Genomic DNA, 16,635 nt, shown 5'->3' with positions numbered 1-16,635 from the left:
GATCGCGTCGGCCTCGGCAGAAGATCGCGTCGGCCTCGGCAGAAGATCGCGTCGGCCTCGGCAGAAGATCGCGTCGGCCTCGGCAGAAGATCGCGTCGGCCTCGGCAGAAGATCGCGTCGGCCTCGGCAGAGGATCTTGAGGTCCGTGACAGTCTCGTGGCCGGTCCCTCCTCGGACCGGGGCATGCTCGTCGAATGCGGCCGCCGACCACATCACCACCGCCCAGCCTGCCTGGCCCAGCTGCCGAAGAAAGTACCGCCGGGGGAGGCAGGCGCTGGTCCGTACCGGCCGGAGTTCGTGACGGTCATGAAAGCCATCGGCTTCGCCCAGCCGAACATCCACGCCCTGTTCGACGCCCTGGAACCCCTCGACACGGAACACGTAGCGGTACCCGCCTGGAACGAGGCCATCAAGGAGTACTACAACCCCGACGCCGCAGGCGTCGCCGACCACCTCGTCGGTCAGCCGGTGAGCTGAGGACTCCGCCACCGGCCGGCGACAACGGGGCCAGCCGGGGGCACGGGACACGAAAGCCGAGAGCCCCGACGCTCCCACTCCACTTCCGTGTGATCAGCCTGCGCCGGCCGAAGTCAGCCCGCATCGGGCTCCCGTCGCCTCATGACCACAACAACGTGCCAGGAGCCCGCGGAGTCGGCCGGCGTCGCCTTTCCGTTTTCAGGCAGCTCGGTGCTTGAGGCCCAGGCCGCAACGGAAACCCATGTCGTCAGGCCCCTCGGGCACCGAATCGTCCGGGCGCCAGCGGTCGACGGGCACGACGCCCGGTTCCAGCAGTTCCAGTCCCGTGAAGAAATTTTCGATCTGCTTCTGCGTGCGGAGCACCACGGGCTTGGAGACCTTGTTCTGCCGGTAGAAGGCCGATGCCTCCGCCGCCCTGACGGGATCTGCGTCACCGCAGGCGTGGGACAACGCGACATACGAGCCGGCCGGAAGAGCGTCCACGAGAACCTTCAGGACGCCCGCCGGGTCCTCCTCTTCGTCGAGGAAGTGCAGGATCGCGGCCAGGACCAGGCCCACCGGACGTGTCATGTCGAGTGTCCCGGTCACCTCAGGCGATGCCAGTACCGCACGAGGGTCACGCAGGTCGGCTTGCAGGTAGGTCGAGCGGCCCTCTGGTGATACCGGGGTGAGCAGCGCCTCGGCGTGCCGCAGCACCACAGGGTCGTTGTCCACGTAGACGATCCGAGCCGAGGGCACCATGCCTTGAGCGATCTCGTGCAGGTTGGGCCGGGTGGGGATGCCGGTGCCGATGTCCAGGAACTGCGTGACACCCCCCTCTTTCACCATGTGCCGTACAGCGCGCGCCATCCATGCCCGGTTCTGCTGCGCACTTCGCTGGATCTCCGGCCAGCGCTGGGCGATGCCCTCCGCGACGGCTTGGTCCACCGGGTAGTTGTCCTTGCCACCGAGGAGGCTGTCATAGACCCGCGCCGGGTGCGGCTTTCCCTGTTCGAACAACCCGTTGGGGGACACACGGTCTCCTTCGCGCGATGGCATATTCGGTTCAGTCAACAACGCTCTGGCCAGAGCCATTTGAACATACTGTGTAGTGCGAACCTACTCTTCGGGATCCTGGACCGGTGAAGCGCGTGAGCGAGCGGGGTGGTACTGACTCCGCCCGGTGCGTAGCGCATGGGCCGGGCATCACCGGGTGCCGGCCGGCTCGGCGGCCGTCCGCCGGCCTTCGACCGCGAGGGCTGCGAGCAGCGGAACACCGTCGAGGTGCCTCAACAGGCCCAAGCAGTGGCGCGGTCTCGCCACCCGCTACGACAAGACCGCCACCATCCGTCTGGCCGGACTCCGCATCACGGCGATCTTCATCCGGTCCGCGAGATGATCCGAAAGGGGCGTCCAGCGACGATACGCTGGGACAGTGGCCTGCTCAGTCGTCGAACCACACGACGAGACACACGTTGTCGTCGCCGTACGGTGCGGCCACCGCGTAGATCCTGCCCGCCGGCAGAAGGCGTTCGACGGCCTGATGGGCCGCATACGCCCTCGCCCGCCGACGCGTCGACGTCCGCCGGGCCATGATCCGCGACCAGTCCCCCTTTCAAGCAGTCCCAGCCCTCGCTCGAGCCGCTTGACAGTCGCCCAGTGGCCCGTCTACCGCAACGTCGGGTTGGTGCTGCGCTTCCTCGTCCGCAGCGGCGATCCGGAACCGAAACCACGATCGCGAGTAGGCGGCATCCGGCGGATGACGTTCTTCGCACTGCACGGGGCCGTCGGCGACGCCGGCGATCACGCCGGGCCAGAACCGGGCGGCGTTGTGGTTGGCAGAGTCGAAGGCGAGTGCCCACGGGCCGGGGTGCCGCTGGAACATGAGGCGGGCAGCGGCCCGGCCCGCCCCCAGCCGGCGGTGTCGGCGCAGGACGAAGAACTCGCTCACCTCCCGGACGCCTTGATCGACCGCTCGCGTCATGCTGAACCCGGCCAGGGTGCCGTCGATGCGGATGAAGCACGCTTCCCTGCCGTCCTCGGTGAAGTAGTAGTCCAGGAAGCGGTAGACGCACGTGCCGTGCGGCGTCACGTCGTATCCCCGCACGTCGGAGAAGTCGTACTGGTAGAGCTGCATCAGGTTCTCGAGAACGGTCTTGTCCTCAGCCGCCACTGAAACCATCTCAACCACTATGGACGACAGTATTCCGCAGACAGAAGTGCTCTCCGGCGGCTCGCACCGGCCAAGACGCGCTCAGCCTTCCCCTATGACGGAACAGCCGCCCGGCTGCGTGATCGCCGCCGAGCGACTGCGTAACTGCCCGAGACACGTCAGAGATCACATGCTGCGACGACCAGTGGAACGGGAGCTCGGTCTTCGGTGCGCGGTTGTGCACATGGTCCGGCCCCTTCGGTAGCCGCCCCGGCCGTGCGGTGCTCGTCTGCTGTCCCGCTCACTGCCCCATGACGTACGCGACGGTCGGGCCCGTGGTCCAGCCGCCGTCAACTGCGAGTTCGGCACCGGTGACATAGGACGCGGCGTCCGAGAGCAGGAAGACGACCGCGCCGGCGATCTCGTGGGCCTCGCCGACCCGGCCCATCGGGGTGTTGGGGTACGCGCCCTCGCCCCGCTCGATGCCGGTGGCCGCGGTCATCGGGGTGTACGTCATCCCCGGGTGCACGGAGTTCACGCGGATGCGGGCGGTGCCCAGCTCGACGGCGCCGATCTTCGTGAGCCCGCGGACACCCCATTTGGAGGCGCCGTAGCCGGCCGTGAGGGCGAGGCCCATCAGGCCCGCCGCGGACGAGATGTTGACTATCGATCCGCCGCCGGCCTCCTTCAGTGCGGGGATCACGGTCTTCATGCCGATGAAGACGCCCGTGAGGTTGACGTCGAGCACCTGGCGGAAGTGCTCGACGGACTCGGACTCCAGCAGGCTGCCGGTCGAGATGCCGGCGTTGTTCACCAGGCCGTGCAGCGCCCCGAACTCGGCGACGGCGAAGTCGGTGGCCCGCCGCCACTCCTCCTGCGAGGTCACGTCGTGGTGCAGGAAGCGGGTGCGGTCGCCGAGTTCGCGGGCCGTACGCTCCCCGTCCTCGTCCAGGACGTCAGTGATCAGGACGTGGGCCCCGGCGGCCACTGCCTGCCGGGCTGCCTCCGCGCCCAGGCCCCGGGCGCCGCCGGTGATGATCAGGTTCCTGCCGGTCAGGTCGTGGTGGGGGGACTCGTGCATGGTGTGCTCCATTCCAGGTGCTGGTGAGGTCGCGGGGATCAGAAGTGGGTGCCGCCGTCGACGCGGACCTCGGTGCCGGTGATGAACCGGCCGTCCTCCGACGCCAGCATCGCGACGATCGATGCCACCGTCTCCGGACCTGCGAATCCCTGGCCGAGCGCCGGGGAGAGCTTCGCGAACAGGCTCATGTCGGCGTCCTCGGGCAGGCCCGGGCCGACGCTCTGACCGCTTGCCCCGCTGCCGTCCGTCATGCCCGAGGAGATGGAGCCGGGCTGCACGGCGGTGAAGCGGATACCGCGGCTCGCGTACTCGGAGGCCAGTGCGTGGGTCATCGACTGGATGCCGCCCTTGCTCGCGGCGTAGGCCGCCATATAGGGGTGCGCGAAAGCCGCTGAGGTCGAGCTGAAGTTGACGACGGCCGCACCCTCGCCCTCCAGGAGCGCCGGGATCGCCTCGCGGATCACCAGGAACGTGCCGACGAGGTTCACCGTCAGGACATGGGTGAAGTCCGCCAGGCTGGTCTCCGCGGTGTGTGAGGAGCGCAGGATGCCCGCCGCGTTGACGAGGACGTCCAGCCCGCCGAGCGCGTCGGTCGCGGCCCGGACGCCCTCGCGCACCGATGTCTCGTCCGCGATGTCGACGACGAGCGTGGTGAGCCGGTCCGCGTGGCCGCCGGCCTTGCCCAGGGTGTCCTTCAGGCCCGACTCGCTGACGTCCGCCGCGACGACGGTGCCGCCCTCCGCGAGCAGACGCAGCACGGTGGCCTGGCCTATGCCCGAGCCTCCGCCGGTGACCAGGGCGCGACGGCCGTCGTAGCGGAGGGAGTGGTTCTCGTGGGTCATGTGCGCTCTCCTACTCGGCCCGCCGACCACGTCGGCCGGGCCCTTCTCGGCGCCTGTCCCGGCCTGTCGTGGCCGCCGGCGCCCTTGCCTTCCACGTCACCGTACGCCTAGGTGGCACGTTTTGCCATTACGTCACGGCGTGCCTCCTACTGGTCGCAGGCCGTACGCTTCTGGGGTGAGTACCGAGCCACCACCCCCGTCGCTGACCGAGCGCCGCAAGGCCGCCACCCAGCTCGACATCGCGCACGCAGCGGCCGAGCTCTTCGCCACCCGGGGCCCGGAGGCCACGACGGCGGAGGAGATCGCCCGGCGGGCGGGGGTCGCGCTGCGCACCTTCTACCGCTACTTCCGCTCCAAGCAGGACGCCGTCGGCCCACTGCTCACGGTCGGTGCCGACCAGTGGCGTGCGCTGCTGGCCGAGACGCCGCCGGGCACCGCGCTGGGACCGGCCCTGCGCGGCGCGGTCGAGCAGGCGCTGTCCACACCGGATCCCCGGGCCGCGGAGGCGCTCCTGCGCACACGGGGCCTGCTGCGCGCCGCGGCGGACGATCCCGCACTGCGCGCCGTCTGGTACCGCGTGAACCAGGAGTCGGAGGAGTTGCTCGTCCCGGTCATCGCCCGGCTGACGGACGGCCGCCGCGACGCCCTGGACGTGCGCCTGGTCGCCGCCGCGGCCACCGACGCCATCCGGATCGCCCTGGAGATCTGGTCCGGCACCGAGGCGGCGACCGAGGGCCCCGGCTCCCCCGCCGACCTGGCGGTGCGCTGCCTGCGGCGCCTCCTGGGCGGCACGGTCCTGGCGGAGTACGAGGACGACGCCGCGCAGCGGCGCTGATCAGAGCCGGCAGGGCGGGCAGGGCCCGGTCACGGCCTCCCGGGACGGCCGCCGTCCCGCATGTACCCTCGCTGCGGCACAGGGCAAAGTCCGTTCCACCCGGTTGCGGTCGGCACCGCGGGAGGGCGGGGTGGCAGGAGACCGGGGCCAGGCCGCATCCTCACGGGACTCGTCGCGCAGCGGCGTGCTTCGGCCCAGCACCTGCCGTCCAAGCGGCGGGTCACGCCATTGCCGCACGCGGCGCTCGAAGACCCGCGGGTGAAGACACGACGCGTACAGCGCGCGGCACCGTGGAGGCGCCGGGGCGGTACGCGGGGGCGAGGGGGGTCCCAGCCGGGCGGCCCCGGACGTCCGGTTCGGAGCGTGCCGATCGGGACGAGGAACTCGTCGCGCCGGGCACCGTGGGTCGCCAAGGGACCGCCGGCCGAGAACAGCGCTCCTGCGGGCGCCCCCGGAGCACGGAGGTGGTCCCCCGCCCTCCGGGCGCCGAAGGTCGTTGTCAGCCCCCGGTGTTAGCGTCACCGACATGGCGAACCGTTCGTATCTCTACTCTGCGGACTCGGTACCGAGCGAGGTGGACATCCCGCGCCGGATCCGATGCGTATCCGAGCACAACCGGGACATCCCGCTCGCCCACAAGCTCCTGGTGGGGCGTGGGACCACGATCGTCCCCTCCATGATCTGGAACCACCCGATCGGCATCGCCGCGGATTACGCCGCCGGGGCCGCGCTGCTCCGCGACGTCCTGCGCGCGGTCGGCGACGGCCTTCGGGACGACGCCGAGTTCGCCGCGTGCGTGGCCAGGACCACGGCCCACCTGGAGAAGCAGGAGGCGAGGTACTTCCTTCTCGAGACGGGCGAGATCGTTTCGATGACGGACGACGATCCGGCGGCGAGCGTGCGGCGTCTGGCGTCGGAGGACGTCCCCGAGGCCGTCGCGCTCGCCGAGGCGGCGATCGCCGGCCGTGACGACACCTGGCTGGCCGCCGTCCGAGCCGACTGGCAACGGCACTTCGCGTCGTTCTACGGCGACGCGCTCTATTTCTCCTTTCCGGAATCCGCGGACAACTGACAACGGGAGTACGTGATGGCGACGTTCATGCTGCTGGTCAACCATGACGGCGGGGTCTTCGAGGAGCCGATGGACACCTGGCAGCCGGGTGACATCGCGGCCCACTTCGACCACTACGCCCTGTTGACCAAGGAGTTGACCGAAAGCGGGGAGCTGGTCCGGTTCATGGCGCTGGCCGATCCGCGGCAGGCCCGCACGGTCCGTGCGGACGGTGTCGCGCCGCCCGTGGTGACCGACGGGCCCTGCGCCGGGTCCAGGCAGGCCCTGGCCGGCTTCAATGTCTTCGAGGTGGAGTCGGAGGAGCGGGCGCTGGAGATCGCCGCCCGCATCTCCGCCGTCCCGGGCCCCGGTGGCGTGCCCACGCAGCAGCCGGTCGAGGTGCGGCGGGTCACGGCCGACGAGCACGGTGAGCGGTGAGCCGGGGAGACTTCGCGGCGGGTAGGGGAGGCGCTGCGCCCGGTCGGCCTACGGAGCGAGCCGGGCCAGTGAGCCCTTCTCCAGCGCGGTCCACAGGGCGCCGTCGGGGCCCGGCGCGATGCCGTGCGGTTCCGAGTCCGGCGTGGGCAGGTCGTGGGAGGTGACGGAGCCGTCCGGGGTGATCGTGGCGACGCGGTTGGCTCCCCATTCCGTGAACCACACGGCGCCCTGTCCGTCGACGGTGACGGCGTGCGGCCGGGCGGCGCGGTCGGGCAGCGGGAATTCGGTGATCCGCCCGTCGGGGGTGATCCGGCCGATCTGACCGGCGGTGATCTCGGTGAACCACACCGCTCCGTCGCGGCCCGCCGCGATCCCGACCGGGCCCGCCCCCTCCGTCGGCAGGGTGTGCAGGGCAACCGTGCCGTCCATGCCGATCCGCCCGACGGCGTTGCCCTGGTTGAGGGTGAACCACATCCCGCCGTCGGCCCCGGCGGTGATCGCGGAAGGGAACGCGCCGTTGGCGGGGAGCGGGTACCGGGTGACGTCGCCGTCGACGGTGATGCGGCCGATGCGGTCGGCGGTGGTCTCGGTGAACCAGAGCGCGCCGTCCGGCCCCGCCGCGATGCCGAACGGCGCGGAGCCGGAGCCCGGCACGTCGAACCCGGTGATCGCGCCGTCCGTGGTGATCCGCCCGATCCGGTCCGCCCGGTACTCGGTGAACCACAGCGCGCCATCCGGGCCGGGTGTGATGACGGTCGGTCCGCTGTCGGGGGCGAGGCGGTGGTCCGTCGGTGCCTCGCCGGGGACGAGGCGGCCGATCCGGCCGCTGTGGACGAGCGTGAACCACAGGGCGCCGTCCGGCCCCGTGGTCAGGGCGTACGGTCCGGCGTCGGGGCCGGACACCGTGTACTCCTCGATCGTTACCCGGGTCGTCTCGTGCACGAGGGTTCCTCCGTTCACGGTCGCTGGTGGGGCTGGGACGTGCTCGCGGCCTGTCAACGGCTGCCCGCCGCGGTGGACTTCGGCGTTCCGGTGGACCGTACCGGCGCCGCGGCACCTTCCGCGGGCGTGCTCCTCACCAGCCACAGGCCCGTGACCAGGGCGGTCGCCAGCGTGATGGCACCCGCCGCCAGGAAGGCGCTGTCGAGGCCGGCCCCGAAGGAGGCGCCGCCCGACTGCCGGGCGCGGACCACGGCTCCGAGCACCGCCACGCCGAGCACCGCACCGATCTGCCGGGTGGTGCTGCTGATGCCCGAGGCGAGACCGCCCTCCTGCGCACTGACGGCCTGGATGGCGGCGCCCGTCAGCGGGGACATCGTCAGGGCGAAGCCGACGCCCACGACAGCCAGTCGCCACCATACGTTCCCGTATCCCGTGTCGGCATGCACATTGCCGAGGGCCAGCAGTCCGAGGCCGGCCAGGGCCAGGCCGGCGGTGACCACGACACGGAAGCCGTGCCGGGCGGCGAGCCGGCCCGCGTACGGGCTGACGAGCACCATGGCGAGGGTGGTGGGAAGCGTTTGCAGACCCCCGCGCAGGATCGAGCTGCCCTGGACGTACACGAAGAACTGGGAGAAGAAGAACGACGAGCCCATGAGGGCGAACCCGACCACGACCATGGCGGCGTTGGAGACGGTGAACAGGCGCTCCCTGAAAAGCCGCATCGGCAGCATCGGTGCGCGGCGGCGCGCTTCGACCGCCATGAAGGCGGCCAGGAGGAACACCGCGACGGTGAGGCTGCCGAGGATCACCGGCGAGGTCCAGCCACGCGCCCCGCCCTCGATCAGCCCGTAGGTCAGCGCCCCCACTCCCAGGACGGACAGCACCGTCCCCGGGACGTCGATCGCGGGGGCGTTCCGATTGCGCCCCTCCTCTAGGTGGCGCCTGCCGGCCAGGAGGAGGACCGCGCCGATGGGCAGGTTGACCAGGAAGATGGCGGGCCAGCCGAAGACTTCGGTCAGCACGCCGCCGGCCACGGGGCCCGCGGCCAGGCCGACTCCGCTGAGTCCGGCCCAGAGCCCGATCGCCTTGACGCGTTCCTGCGGCGCGGGGTAGGCCGCCGCGAGCAGGGCCAGCGAAGCGGGACTGAGTGCCGCGGCCCCGATGCCCTGGAGCACCCGGCCCGCGATCAGCCAGCCGAGCGAGGGCGCGAGGCTGCACACCACCGACGCGGCGGTGAACACCGCGACACCGGTCAGGTACACGCGTTTACGGCCGAACCGGTCGGCGAAGATGCCGCCGGACAGCAGCAGCATGGCGACCAGCAGGACGTAGGCGTCGACGATCCACTGCAGACCGGTGAGTTGAAGGTGCAGACCGTGCTGCATGTCGGGCAGCGCCGCGCCCACGATCGTGTTGTCGAGCAGAACCATGAACGGGCCCAGGCAGGTCACCGTGAGCAGCACGGTTCGGTTCGACCGGCCGCTCGCGGCCGTACGCGATGCAGTGATGGGAATCCCTCTCAATCGTGAGATACGCCCGGCCGCGGTCGGCGCGGGTGTTTCCGTGCGGGTTATTAACGCAGCCAATGACTGCGTTAGGTGACTGTAGGCGAGGGTGACCCACAAACGCAAGTGCCGACTGCGTTAATCTGGACGCATGAACGAGCAAAAGCGAGCCCGGCGTCCCGGCGGGCGCAGCGCCCGAGTCGGTGCGCAGGTACACCAGGCCGTCACCGAACTCATCAGCGAGCGCGGCTACGGGAACTTCACCGTCGGCGAGGTGGCGGCCCGCGCGGGCGTGGCCGACAGCAGCATCTACCGCCGGTGGGGCGGCCTGGAGGCGCTGCTCAGCGACGTGGCGCTCACCCGCCTCGACGCGCGCTCCCCGATGCCCGACACCGGAAGCCTGGCCGGAGACCTGCGTACGTACGCGGCCCAGGTCGCCCGCGAGATCACCGGACCCGACGGGCCCGCGGTGCTGCACCTGGCCGTCGCCCTGGCGGGCACCGGTCAGCAGGGCGCGCAGGCCCGCGACGCCCTCCGCACCGAGCGCACCAGGCAGTTGCAGTCCATGCTCGACCGCGCCCGCGACCGCGGCGAGCCCGCACCCGACGCACTGACCGTGCTGGACCACGTCCTGGCCCCCATGTACATCCGCGTCCTCTTCGGCATGGGCCCTCTGAGCCCGGAGTACGTCGAGGGGCTGGTCGACCGGCTCCTCCGCCCCGGGCCCGATGTCCGGATTCCGGTGGTGTGAGGGGACGTCACCCGCACACTGTCCCTGTAGCGATCAGCGGCCCACGGACCATCCACGGGGGAAGTGCATGACGGACCACGAAGACGCGTACCGGCCCCCGGCGGACCGGGCTCCGCAGGGCGCTCCGTACCGCCCGCCGTCCGGGGTGTTCGGGCCGCCTCCCCCGGTGGGCGTCCCGCCCCAGCACTCGCCGTACGCCGGCCCGTCCGGGGTCTTCGGACCGCCGCCACAGGGGCCGTTCCCTCCACAGGGCGTGCCGGCCGTGCCACCGCCGCGTTCGCCCAACGGGCCCGGACCCGGATTCCCGTACGGGCAGCCGCCGTACACCCCCGGGCAGCCGCCGCCCGCCCGGCGGCGCAAGCGGCTGCTGCTGTTCGGCGGGGTCGGGATACTGGCTGCCGGGCTCGTGGCCGGGCTGCTGGTCCGGCACGGGGGGCCTGGGCCGGAGGAGTCCGTCGCCAAGCGGGACCTGACGCCGTTCCGGCAGGCCGTGGCCGCGCTGGCCGACGCCCCGGGTCTGCGGTACCGGGATTCCGGTGACGGCCTGGTGAAGCGGGACATCACCGTCACCGCGTCCGGCAGCCGTTTCGGCGCCGTGGAGGTCGGGGGCTCCGGGCTCGCACGCGAGGTTCTGCACATCGGCGGCAGGACCTTCACCCGGGCGAAGGACTCCGCGTCCGGCGCCTGGGCAGCCGCCGACGAGAGCGACAGCGTCACGCGGGAGACGGTCGGGCACATGCCGGCCCCGCCCGACCTGGCGACCGCGCTCTCCAAGGCGCTCGACCGGCTGGAGGGCACACCGGCTCCGACCGAGTCCGCGCGACCGCCCGCCGTCGACGGGACACCGGCCCTCGCGGTGGAGACCTCCGCGGGCCGGCTGCTCGTCACCGAGCAGAAGCCCCGCAGGGTGCTGCGTCTTGAGGCGTACGGCCCGTCCCGGTCCGGAGGCACGTCCGGCGGTTCGGCCGAAGCGGTCTCGTTCCGTCCGACGACCGTCACCGCGGAGGCGGGGTCCGAGGACGAGGACCCGCCCGAGAGCCCCGACGTGACGGACGGCCCTCTGGCGGACAGCGATTCCGCGGGGCTGGACCTGGCGCCGGTCGCCGAGGAGGCCGCCGGTCCCATGTTCGACACCTTGGAGAAGCAGACGGGAGAGCTGAAGAACGCCACCGACAGCGGCATCAGCCTGACCCTCAGCAGCGGCGGAACGGTGAAATGCGGTTCCGGCGGCTGCACGGCGAAGAACAGCTTTTCCGGCCACCTCACCACCAGCGCCAAGAGCCGTCTGGTCAGCGGCAAGGTCGCCGCGGTGATGACCGCCTCCTTCAGCATCGACGGCAAGTCCGCCGGCCGGTGCACCAGTCCGCAGAGCTCCTTCGCGGTCACCGGGGCATCCGTCTCCGGCAGTCTCTCCTGCTCCCACCCCGGCGCCGGGCCCATCTTCGCCTCGGTCGAGGCGCAGAAGAAGAGCGAGGCACGGGCACGTTCCCGCGCCAGCGGTGGCCGACTCGTCCAGTACCGGATTCCGTACCGCGCCGACACCTTGATCAACGCGTACGCCCTGGCCAGGACCGAGGTCAGGGAGCTGGTCGACAAGGTGCGCCAGGAGCGCGACGCCGGCGGCTGCACGCTCCGCAGCCAGGCCTCGGGCGCCGCGGCCCGTTCCGGAGGCGTCACCGTGCCGGCCGGGGCGCTCCGCTCCGCAGCGCCCGTCCGGCACCGCGTCTTCGCCTGGGCCGGCTTCTTCGTCGGCACCAAGTGCCCCGACGCCAAGGCGGCGCAGGCCGCGGAGACCGTCATCGAACGGGCCGGGGCCGGCAAGGTGCGCAGGTCGAGCAACTACCACCCCCACTTCAGCGACGAACGCGTGGTGGAGATCCTGAAGGCCCCGGACGCGGTGTACCTCTCGCAGAAACAGCGCGGGGACCTCATCTTCCGGAAGGGGGAGGACATCGTGGTGACGAAGGGCCCCGGCGCCGGGGCGGGCGACGTCATCACGGGCTACGGCCCCTCCGGCAAGAAGGGCGAGACCCGGGCCAAGGCGTTGGGCGGGTCGCCCGACGACCCGCAACCCCCGGTGACCCACGAGGACATCGTGAACGGGAAGATCCGCGACACCAAGGGCGGCCACCTGCCGGCCGCCAGGCGCATCCGGTGAGGTGACGGACACGGTGAAGGTCACAGTGGGCGACGGCATGACCGCCGCGACGACGGACAGGCCCCTCGCGTTCACCCCCCGCTTCGACTTCCGCGATCTCCAGCTGATCGTCGCGGGCTACGCGGACCCGGCCGGGCGCGAGCGGGAGCTGGCGGAGACGTTCGGCAGCATGCGGTGGTTGTGGTCGGGGGACGACTACGTCCGTTTCGACCGGGGCAGCCGCGAGCTGCGCAGTCTCACGCTCTTCGTCCCAGGGCAGTACGTCGCCGGAACCGCGGACCGGGGACCGCGGACGCGTGCGGCCGGCCTCCGCGCGGATGCCGTCGGGGAGTTCGGCCTGCCGCAGGCCACGGCCTTCCACTGCGACCCGGGGGCCGGCGCGCTGAGCTGCGTCACGGACGCCCGCCTGCTCGGCGAGGCGCCGGACGCGCGGCTCGGGATCGCCCCCGATGTGGACCTCCTGGTGTACGAGGGGGCGGTGGCCGGATGGAGCCTCGGCGACCCCGCGCGCTACCTGACGGACGGGTTCGCGGAGCCGCCGTCCGGACTGCCGGCCCCCGGCACCAGGCAGCGGCTGGCCGAGTGCCTGGAGCTGGTCTCCTCGCCGCTCGTGGACCGGGTCATGGACGCGGCGCCGGAGGCGTGGCGGCGGCTGCGGGCGGTCGAGCGCGCCCTGCGGGAGCAGCGCGGGGACCAGGCCCGGGCGGACGTCCTGCACGGCGTGATCAGCCGTCTCATCGAGGACCACGGAGGGCAGGACCGAACTATTTGACATGAACACGCTTCTACGTGGACAGGGTTCGGGAACCAGTCCGCCCGCGAACCCCGCACGGGAAAGGGAAGCCATGAGACTCTCCCGGATGTCCGGAGTGGCAGCCTTCGCGCTGTCCACGCTTCTGGCCCTCACCATGTCGCTCATGTCCGCCCGGCCCGCCGAGGCGGGACAGACGGCCATCCGCGGCGCCGATCCCAGCGTGCTGCGCGTGGGCGGCACGTACATCTCGGTCCAGTCGACCGGTGGGGGCATCAGCGTCCGGCAGGCGCCCTCGACCGGCGGTCTGGCCTCGGCCACGCCGCGGCAGGTGTGGTCGGACACCGGAAACCTGGGTGAGGTCTGGGCTCCGGAGATCGTGCGGGACGGCGGCCGCTACTACGTCTACTTCTCAGCGGGCCGAGGCGCCGCCCACCGCATGTACGTGATCAGCTCCGCCACCCCCGACAGCGGCTACACCGCCGCGAAGAAACTCGCCCTGCCCGACGACAAGTGGGCGATCGACGGCACCCTGTTCACCTTCAACGGGCAGCGCTGGTTCGTGTGGTCGGGCTGGGCCGGCACCACCAACGTCGAGCAGAACCTCTACATCGCCCGGATGAGCAGCCCGACCACCTCCACGGGCGGGCGGTACATCATCTCCCAGCCGAGGGAGAGCTGGGAGCGCGTCGTCGGCAACCCCTTCATCAACGAGGCCCCCGAAGCGATCAAGGACCCGAACGGGCAGCTGCACATCACCTACTCCGCCAACGGCAGCTGGAGCGATCAGTACTGCATCGCGGAGCTGCGGCTCCGCTCGGGCGGTGACCCGACGTACGTGTGGGACTGGTACAAGTCCAACGGCTGCCTGTTCGGCTCCAGCCGCGCGACCATGATGGCCGGCTGGGATCCCACGCTGTACGTGAACGGCCCGGGCCACCACACCTTCGTCCTCCTCGACGGCGACATCGCCACCAGCCCGCCGGCCGGGCCCGCGTTCCCCCTGATGTTCCACGCCGTGCCCAAGGGGACCCCGTACAGCTGGGAGAACCGCTCCTGGTACACCGGATCCTTCTGCTGGTGGGGCAACACCACGTACCGCCGCGCCAACGTCCCCGGGGCGAACACCGACACCGGGTACAGCCTCAAGTTCTTCGAATGACACCGCGCGGAGGGGCCGGGGCGGCGGCGCCGGTTCGGCACTGCCCCGGCCCCTTCCGGGCGCGGGTGTTACGGATGCCCCGGCGCGGCGGGATCGGTGCCCGCCTCGGCCTTCATCGCCTTGGCCTCGCTCTTGAGGATGCGGGCCGACTTGCCCAGGGAGCGTGCCATGTCGGGGAGCTTCTTCGAGCCGAACACCATGATGACCACCAGCGCCACGATGAGCAGGTGCCACGGTTCCAAGCCGTTGCGCAGCATCACGTCACCTCTTTCCTTCGTTGCCGTCCGTGTGTGCGGGAGACGCCGTACAGCTGACACCTTAGGCGCCTTACCTGTGCCTCGGCCGGGCGGGAGCCCGGCCGAGGCGTCGTGCGGCGAGGCGGTACGGCAAGCGATCCGATCAGGCGGTGACCAGGGGCGCGGCCCACGCCGGCCGCGCCCCTGTCGTGCTACTTCAGGTGCCTGGTGAAGAAGTGGGCCGCCGCGGCCCCCGCATGCGCCGGGACGCCGGTGTGGCCGCCCATGTTGGCGTGCAGCGACTTCTCCTTCGAGCCGAACGCGTCGAACAGGTCGAGCGCCGCCTGCCGGTCGTTCCCCTCGTCGTCCCACTGCAACAGGACGTGCAACGGGATGGTGAGCCGGCGGGCCTCGTCGTACGTGGTGCGCGGGATGAAGCTGCCTGCGAAGAGGCCGGCGGCCTCGATGCGCGGGTCGACCGCCGCGAGCCGGACGCCGATGGAGATGACACCGCCCGAGTAGCCGACCGGACCGGTGACCTCGGGGAGCGCGAGGATCGCGTCCATGGCGGCCCGCAACTCCGGGACGGCCTGGTCGACCAGCGGGAGGACGACGGCGTCGATGATCTCGTCGGTGACCGGTTCGCCTGCCTGCAGGGCCCGCCGCATGTCGGCGCGGGCCTGGTCGAGCACCGGCAGCCGGGGCCGGTCGCCGCAGCCGGGGAGTTCGACGGCGGCCGTGGCGAAACCGTCCGCCGCGGAGTGCCGGGCCCGGTCGGCCAGGCGCGGGTACATCCGCTCGAGGCCGAGCGTGGGATGGCCGAGGAGGATCAGCGGCACCGGGGTGGACGCCGAGGCGGACTCGGGGGTCCAGAGGATGCCCGGGATGCCGTCGAGGGTGAAGGAGCGTTCGCGTACGCCGTCGTCCAGGCGCTGCTCGGAAGTGAAATGCATGATCGTGCCTTTCGGGAGTGCACAACGGCGCTCCCGGACGACCTGCTTATCGTCCGACCGTGACCCCGGAGGGGAGCACCCATGTCGATACTGCGTTCACGGGTACCACCTCCTCGTTCGTTCGCACGGCCGGGAAGAATGTAGCAGGGGGCCGCCTCGGACGCCTAACGGGTTTCGGTACGGGCCCGACGGCCCCGCAGGGCGGCGGCCAGGAGGGCCACGACGATCCCGGCGAAGGCCCAGGCACCGAGGATCCACAGGGCGCCAGTGGTGTTGTTGCCGTCGAAGTAGACCGTGTTCCGGACGACGGTCGTGCCGGCGCCGGGTGGCAGGGCCTGGCCGATCGCGGCCCAGAAGGGCGGCAGCAGGGACGCCGGGTAGACGCCGCCCGAGCTGGGGTTGCCGAGGATCGTGAAGATGAGGATGGTCAGGCCCAGTCCGATGGTCCCGGCCAGCGACTGCAGGGCCACGCCGACGGCACCGGAGGCGAAGACGACCAGTGTGCCGATGCCGACGAGCTCCCAGAAGGCGCCCGGCAGGCAGTGCAGCACGGGGCCGACGATGACGGCGCCGCCGATTCCGGAGACGAAGGCGTAGGGCACCATCGCCGCGAGCCGCACGATGGACCGCCGGAGCGTGGGGCGCTTGGAACCGGCCGCCATGTTCAGCGCCGAGGCGGCGAGGTAGCCGCCGATCGTCCAGCTGAGCACCAGGTAGAACGACGAGAGGCCCCGGGTGTCCCCCGCGGCCGGCGGGCGGATGTCGCGGACGGTCAGCGCCCGGTTCTGCGTGCGTTCCACGGTCGCCACGACCTTCGCCGCGGCGTCGGCCGCCGACGGGCCGCCCGCCGAGGCGATGAGCAGCGTGTCGGTGCGCCCGGTCACCGCCACGATCAGTGCGGCGTCGGTCTTCCGCTCCAGCAGCCGGGCCCTGGCCTGCGCGCGGTCCCGTACGGCGGTGACGTGCACCGGGTCGCCGGGCAGCGCGTTGAGCCGGGCGACCAGGTCGGCCTCCACCGGGCGCGGGGCGACCAGTGTGATCGGGATGCGGTGGGGCTTGGGCGCGTGGAACGCCCCCATGTACGAAAGCGCGAAGCCCAGTTGGAGCAGCAGCACGCCCACCATGACGAGCACCGCCCTGGTGGTGATCGCGTCCCGCATCTCCGCCCACGCGCCGATCCGCGCCGTCGAGCCCCTTGCTTCCGCCACGTGACGTACCCGCTCTCAGCAGTGAGTGACCGGTGCACCCGTTCCGCCGACATCCTCACTCCGGGCCGGTGTGCCACGGAGAGAACACGCATGGCCGCTGCCCTACCCACCCGT

General features: G+C 71.5%; 17 protein-coding genes and 1 pseudogene. 9 read left to right on the top strand and 9 right to left on the bottom strand.

The window, feature by feature from the left end; all coding sequences use genetic code 11:
• The first annotated feature begins 297 nt into the window (after positions 1-297).
• Positions 298-477, top strand: coding sequence for a hypothetical protein (locus G3I41_RS19685; RefSeq protein WP_164401612.1), 180 nt, complete (start codon positions 298-300; stop codon positions 475-477).
• A 198-nt stretch (positions 478-675) separates the two neighbouring features.
• Here the strand turns inward: G3I41_RS19685 and G3I41_RS19680 are convergent, their stop codons facing one another.
• Entirely contained in the window at positions 676-1,491 is an 816-nt protein-coding gene (locus G3I41_RS19680) for an SAM-dependent methyltransferase (RefSeq protein ID WP_164401611.1), read from the bottom strand.
• A 192-nt stretch (positions 1,492-1,683) separates the two neighbouring features.
• On the opposite strand from G3I41_RS19680, the pseudogene G3I41_RS36930 reads away from it, so the two are divergent.
• Positions 1,684-1,798, top strand: a pseudogene (locus G3I41_RS36930) (IS5/IS1182 family transposase); the annotation flags it as partial.
• 273 nt (positions 1,799-2,071) lie between these two features.
• Here G3I41_RS36930 and G3I41_RS19675 read toward each other — a convergent pair.
• From G3I41_RS19675 to G3I41_RS19665, 3 genes are all read right to left on the bottom strand, one after another.
• Complete coding sequence (locus G3I41_RS19675; RefSeq protein WP_203601344.1) at positions 2,072-2,629, bottom strand: GNAT family N-acetyltransferase; 558 nt, start codon at positions 2,627-2,629, stop codon at positions 2,072-2,074.
• 280 nt (positions 2,630-2,909) lie between these two features.
• Positions 2,910-3,689: a glucose 1-dehydrogenase gene (locus G3I41_RS19670; protein ID WP_164401607.1), complete on the bottom strand. Its 780-nt coding sequence runs from the start codon at positions 3,687-3,689 to the stop codon at positions 2,910-2,912.
• A 38-nt stretch (positions 3,690-3,727) separates the two neighbouring features.
• Entirely contained in the window at positions 3,728-4,531 is an 804-nt protein-coding gene (locus tag G3I41_RS19665) for an SDR family NAD(P)-dependent oxidoreductase (RefSeq protein WP_164401605.1), read from the bottom strand.
• 175 nt (positions 4,532-4,706) lie between these two features.
• Here G3I41_RS19665 and G3I41_RS19660 point away from each other — a divergent pair, with 175 nt between their 5' ends.
• The 3 genes from G3I41_RS19660 to G3I41_RS19650 all read left to right on the top strand — a co-directional run bounded on the left by G3I41_RS19660 (position 4,707) and on the right by G3I41_RS19650 (position 6,855).
• Entirely contained in the window at positions 4,707-5,366 is a 660-nt protein-coding gene (locus G3I41_RS19660) for a TetR/AcrR family transcriptional regulator (RefSeq protein WP_164401603.1), read from the top strand.
• A 526-nt stretch (positions 5,367-5,892) separates the two neighbouring features.
• A complete protein-coding gene (locus G3I41_RS19655; protein ID WP_164401601.1) occupies positions 5,893-6,438 on the top strand; it encodes a hypothetical protein in 546 nt (181 codons plus the stop codon).
• A 15-nt stretch (positions 6,439-6,453) separates the two neighbouring features.
• On the top strand, positions 6,454-6,855 hold the full coding sequence (locus tag G3I41_RS19650) for a YciI family protein (RefSeq protein ID WP_164401599.1): 402 nt from the start codon (positions 6,454-6,456) through the stop codon (positions 6,853-6,855).
• Between the two features lie 48 nt (positions 6,856-6,903).
• Here the strand turns inward: G3I41_RS19650 and G3I41_RS19645 are convergent, their stop codons facing one another.
• Entirely contained in the window at positions 6,904-7,797 is an 894-nt protein-coding gene (locus tag G3I41_RS19645) for a virginiamycin B lyase (RefSeq protein ID WP_164401597.1), read from the bottom strand.
• 53 nt (positions 7,798-7,850) lie between these two features.
• On the bottom strand, positions 7,851-9,260 hold the full coding sequence (locus G3I41_RS19640) for a DHA2 family efflux MFS transporter permease subunit (protein ID WP_343242179.1): 1,410 nt from the start codon (positions 9,258-9,260) through the stop codon (positions 7,851-7,853).
• A gap of 193 nt (positions 9,261-9,453) precedes the next feature.
• Here G3I41_RS19640 and G3I41_RS19635 point away from each other — a divergent pair, with 193 nt between their 5' ends.
• From G3I41_RS19635 to G3I41_RS19620, 4 genes are all read left to right on the top strand, one after another.
• Positions 9,454-10,053 carry a TetR/AcrR family transcriptional regulator gene (locus G3I41_RS19635; RefSeq protein ID WP_164401595.1) on the top strand — a complete coding sequence of 200 codons (600 nt, stop codon included), beginning with the start codon at positions 9,454-9,456 and terminating at the stop codon, positions 10,051-10,053.
• 67 nt (positions 10,054-10,120) lie between these two features.
• Entirely contained in the window at positions 10,121-12,211 is a 2,091-nt protein-coding gene (locus G3I41_RS36450) for a hypothetical protein (protein WP_203601341.1), read from the top strand.
• A gap of 13 nt (positions 12,212-12,224) precedes the next feature.
• Positions 12,225-12,983, top strand: a complete 759-nt coding sequence (locus tag G3I41_RS19625) for a hypothetical protein (RefSeq protein WP_164401593.1) — start codon at positions 12,225-12,227, stop codon at positions 12,981-12,983.
• A gap of 73 nt (positions 12,984-13,056) precedes the next feature.
• Positions 13,057-14,124 (top strand): glycoside hydrolase family 43 protein, encoded by a 1,068-nt coding sequence (locus tag G3I41_RS19620; protein ID WP_164401591.1) that lies wholly within the window; start codon positions 13,057-13,059, stop codon positions 14,122-14,124.
• A gap of 68 nt (positions 14,125-14,192) precedes the next feature.
• Here G3I41_RS19620 and tatA read toward each other — a convergent pair whose 3' ends face one another.
• The 3 genes from tatA to G3I41_RS19605 form a co-directional block, all read right to left on the bottom strand.
• Positions 14,193-14,384, bottom strand: coding sequence for a Sec-independent protein translocase subunit TatA (gene tatA, locus G3I41_RS19615; RefSeq protein ID WP_164401590.1), 192 nt, complete (start codon positions 14,382-14,384; stop codon positions 14,193-14,195).
• Positions 14,385-14,572: 188 nt separating this feature from the next.
• The gene (locus tag G3I41_RS19610) at positions 14,573-15,313 is read right to left on the bottom strand and encodes an alpha/beta hydrolase (RefSeq protein ID WP_164401588.1); all 741 of its coding nucleotides are present in this window, start codon (positions 15,311-15,313) and stop codon (positions 14,573-14,575) included.
• Positions 15,314-15,477: 164 nt separating this feature from the next.
• Positions 15,478-16,473: a DUF3533 domain-containing protein gene (locus tag G3I41_RS19605; RefSeq protein WP_164401615.1), complete on the bottom strand. Its 996-nt coding sequence runs from the start codon at positions 16,471-16,473 to the stop codon at positions 15,478-15,480.
• Positions 16,474-16,635 lie beyond the last annotated feature (162 nt).

Origin of the sequence: Streptomyces sp. SID9727 (assembly GCF_010550605.1) — a bacterium.
Classification (GTDB): Bacteria; Actinomycetota; Actinomycetes; order Streptomycetales; family Streptomycetaceae; genus Streptomyces.
The sequence above is the reverse complement of the archived record's forward strand: the minus strand, read 5'-3'. Positions and strand labels throughout refer to the sequence as shown.

Bases quoted from the DNA above. Each gene is read 5' to 3' on its own strand.
- G3I41_RS19610 (WP_164401588.1), bottom strand. From the start codon at position 15,313: ATGCATTTCACTTCCGAGCAGCGCCTGGACGACGGCGTACGCGAACGC.
- G3I41_RS19650 (WP_164401599.1), top strand. From the start codon at position 6,454: ATGGCGACGTTCATGCTGCTGGTCAACCATGACGGCGGGGTCTTCGAG.
- G3I41_RS19635 (WP_164401595.1), top strand. From the start codon at position 9,454: ATGAACGAGCAAAAGCGAGCCCGGCGTCCCGGCGGGCGCAGCGCCCGA.
- G3I41_RS19620 (WP_164401591.1), top strand. From the start codon at position 13,057: ATGAGACTCTCCCGGATGTCCGGAGTGGCAGCCTTCGCGCTGTCCACG.
- G3I41_RS19655 (WP_164401601.1), top strand. From the start codon at position 5,893: ATGGCGAACCGTTCGTATCTCTACTCTGCGGACTCGGTACCGAGCGAG.
- G3I41_RS19605 (WP_164401615.1), bottom strand. From the start codon at position 16,473: ATGCGGGACGCGATCACCACCAGGGCGGTGCTCGTCATGGTGGGCGTG.
- G3I41_RS19665 (WP_164401605.1), bottom strand. From the start codon at position 4,531: ATGACCCACGAGAACCACTCCCTCCGCTACGACGGCCGTCGCGCCCTG.
- G3I41_RS19670 (WP_164401607.1), bottom strand. From the start codon at position 3,689: ATGCACGAGTCCCCCCACCACGACCTGACCGGCAGGAACCTGATCATC.
- G3I41_RS36450 (WP_203601341.1), top strand. From the start codon at position 10,121: ATGACGGACCACGAAGACGCGTACCGGCCCCCGGCGGACCGGGCTCCG.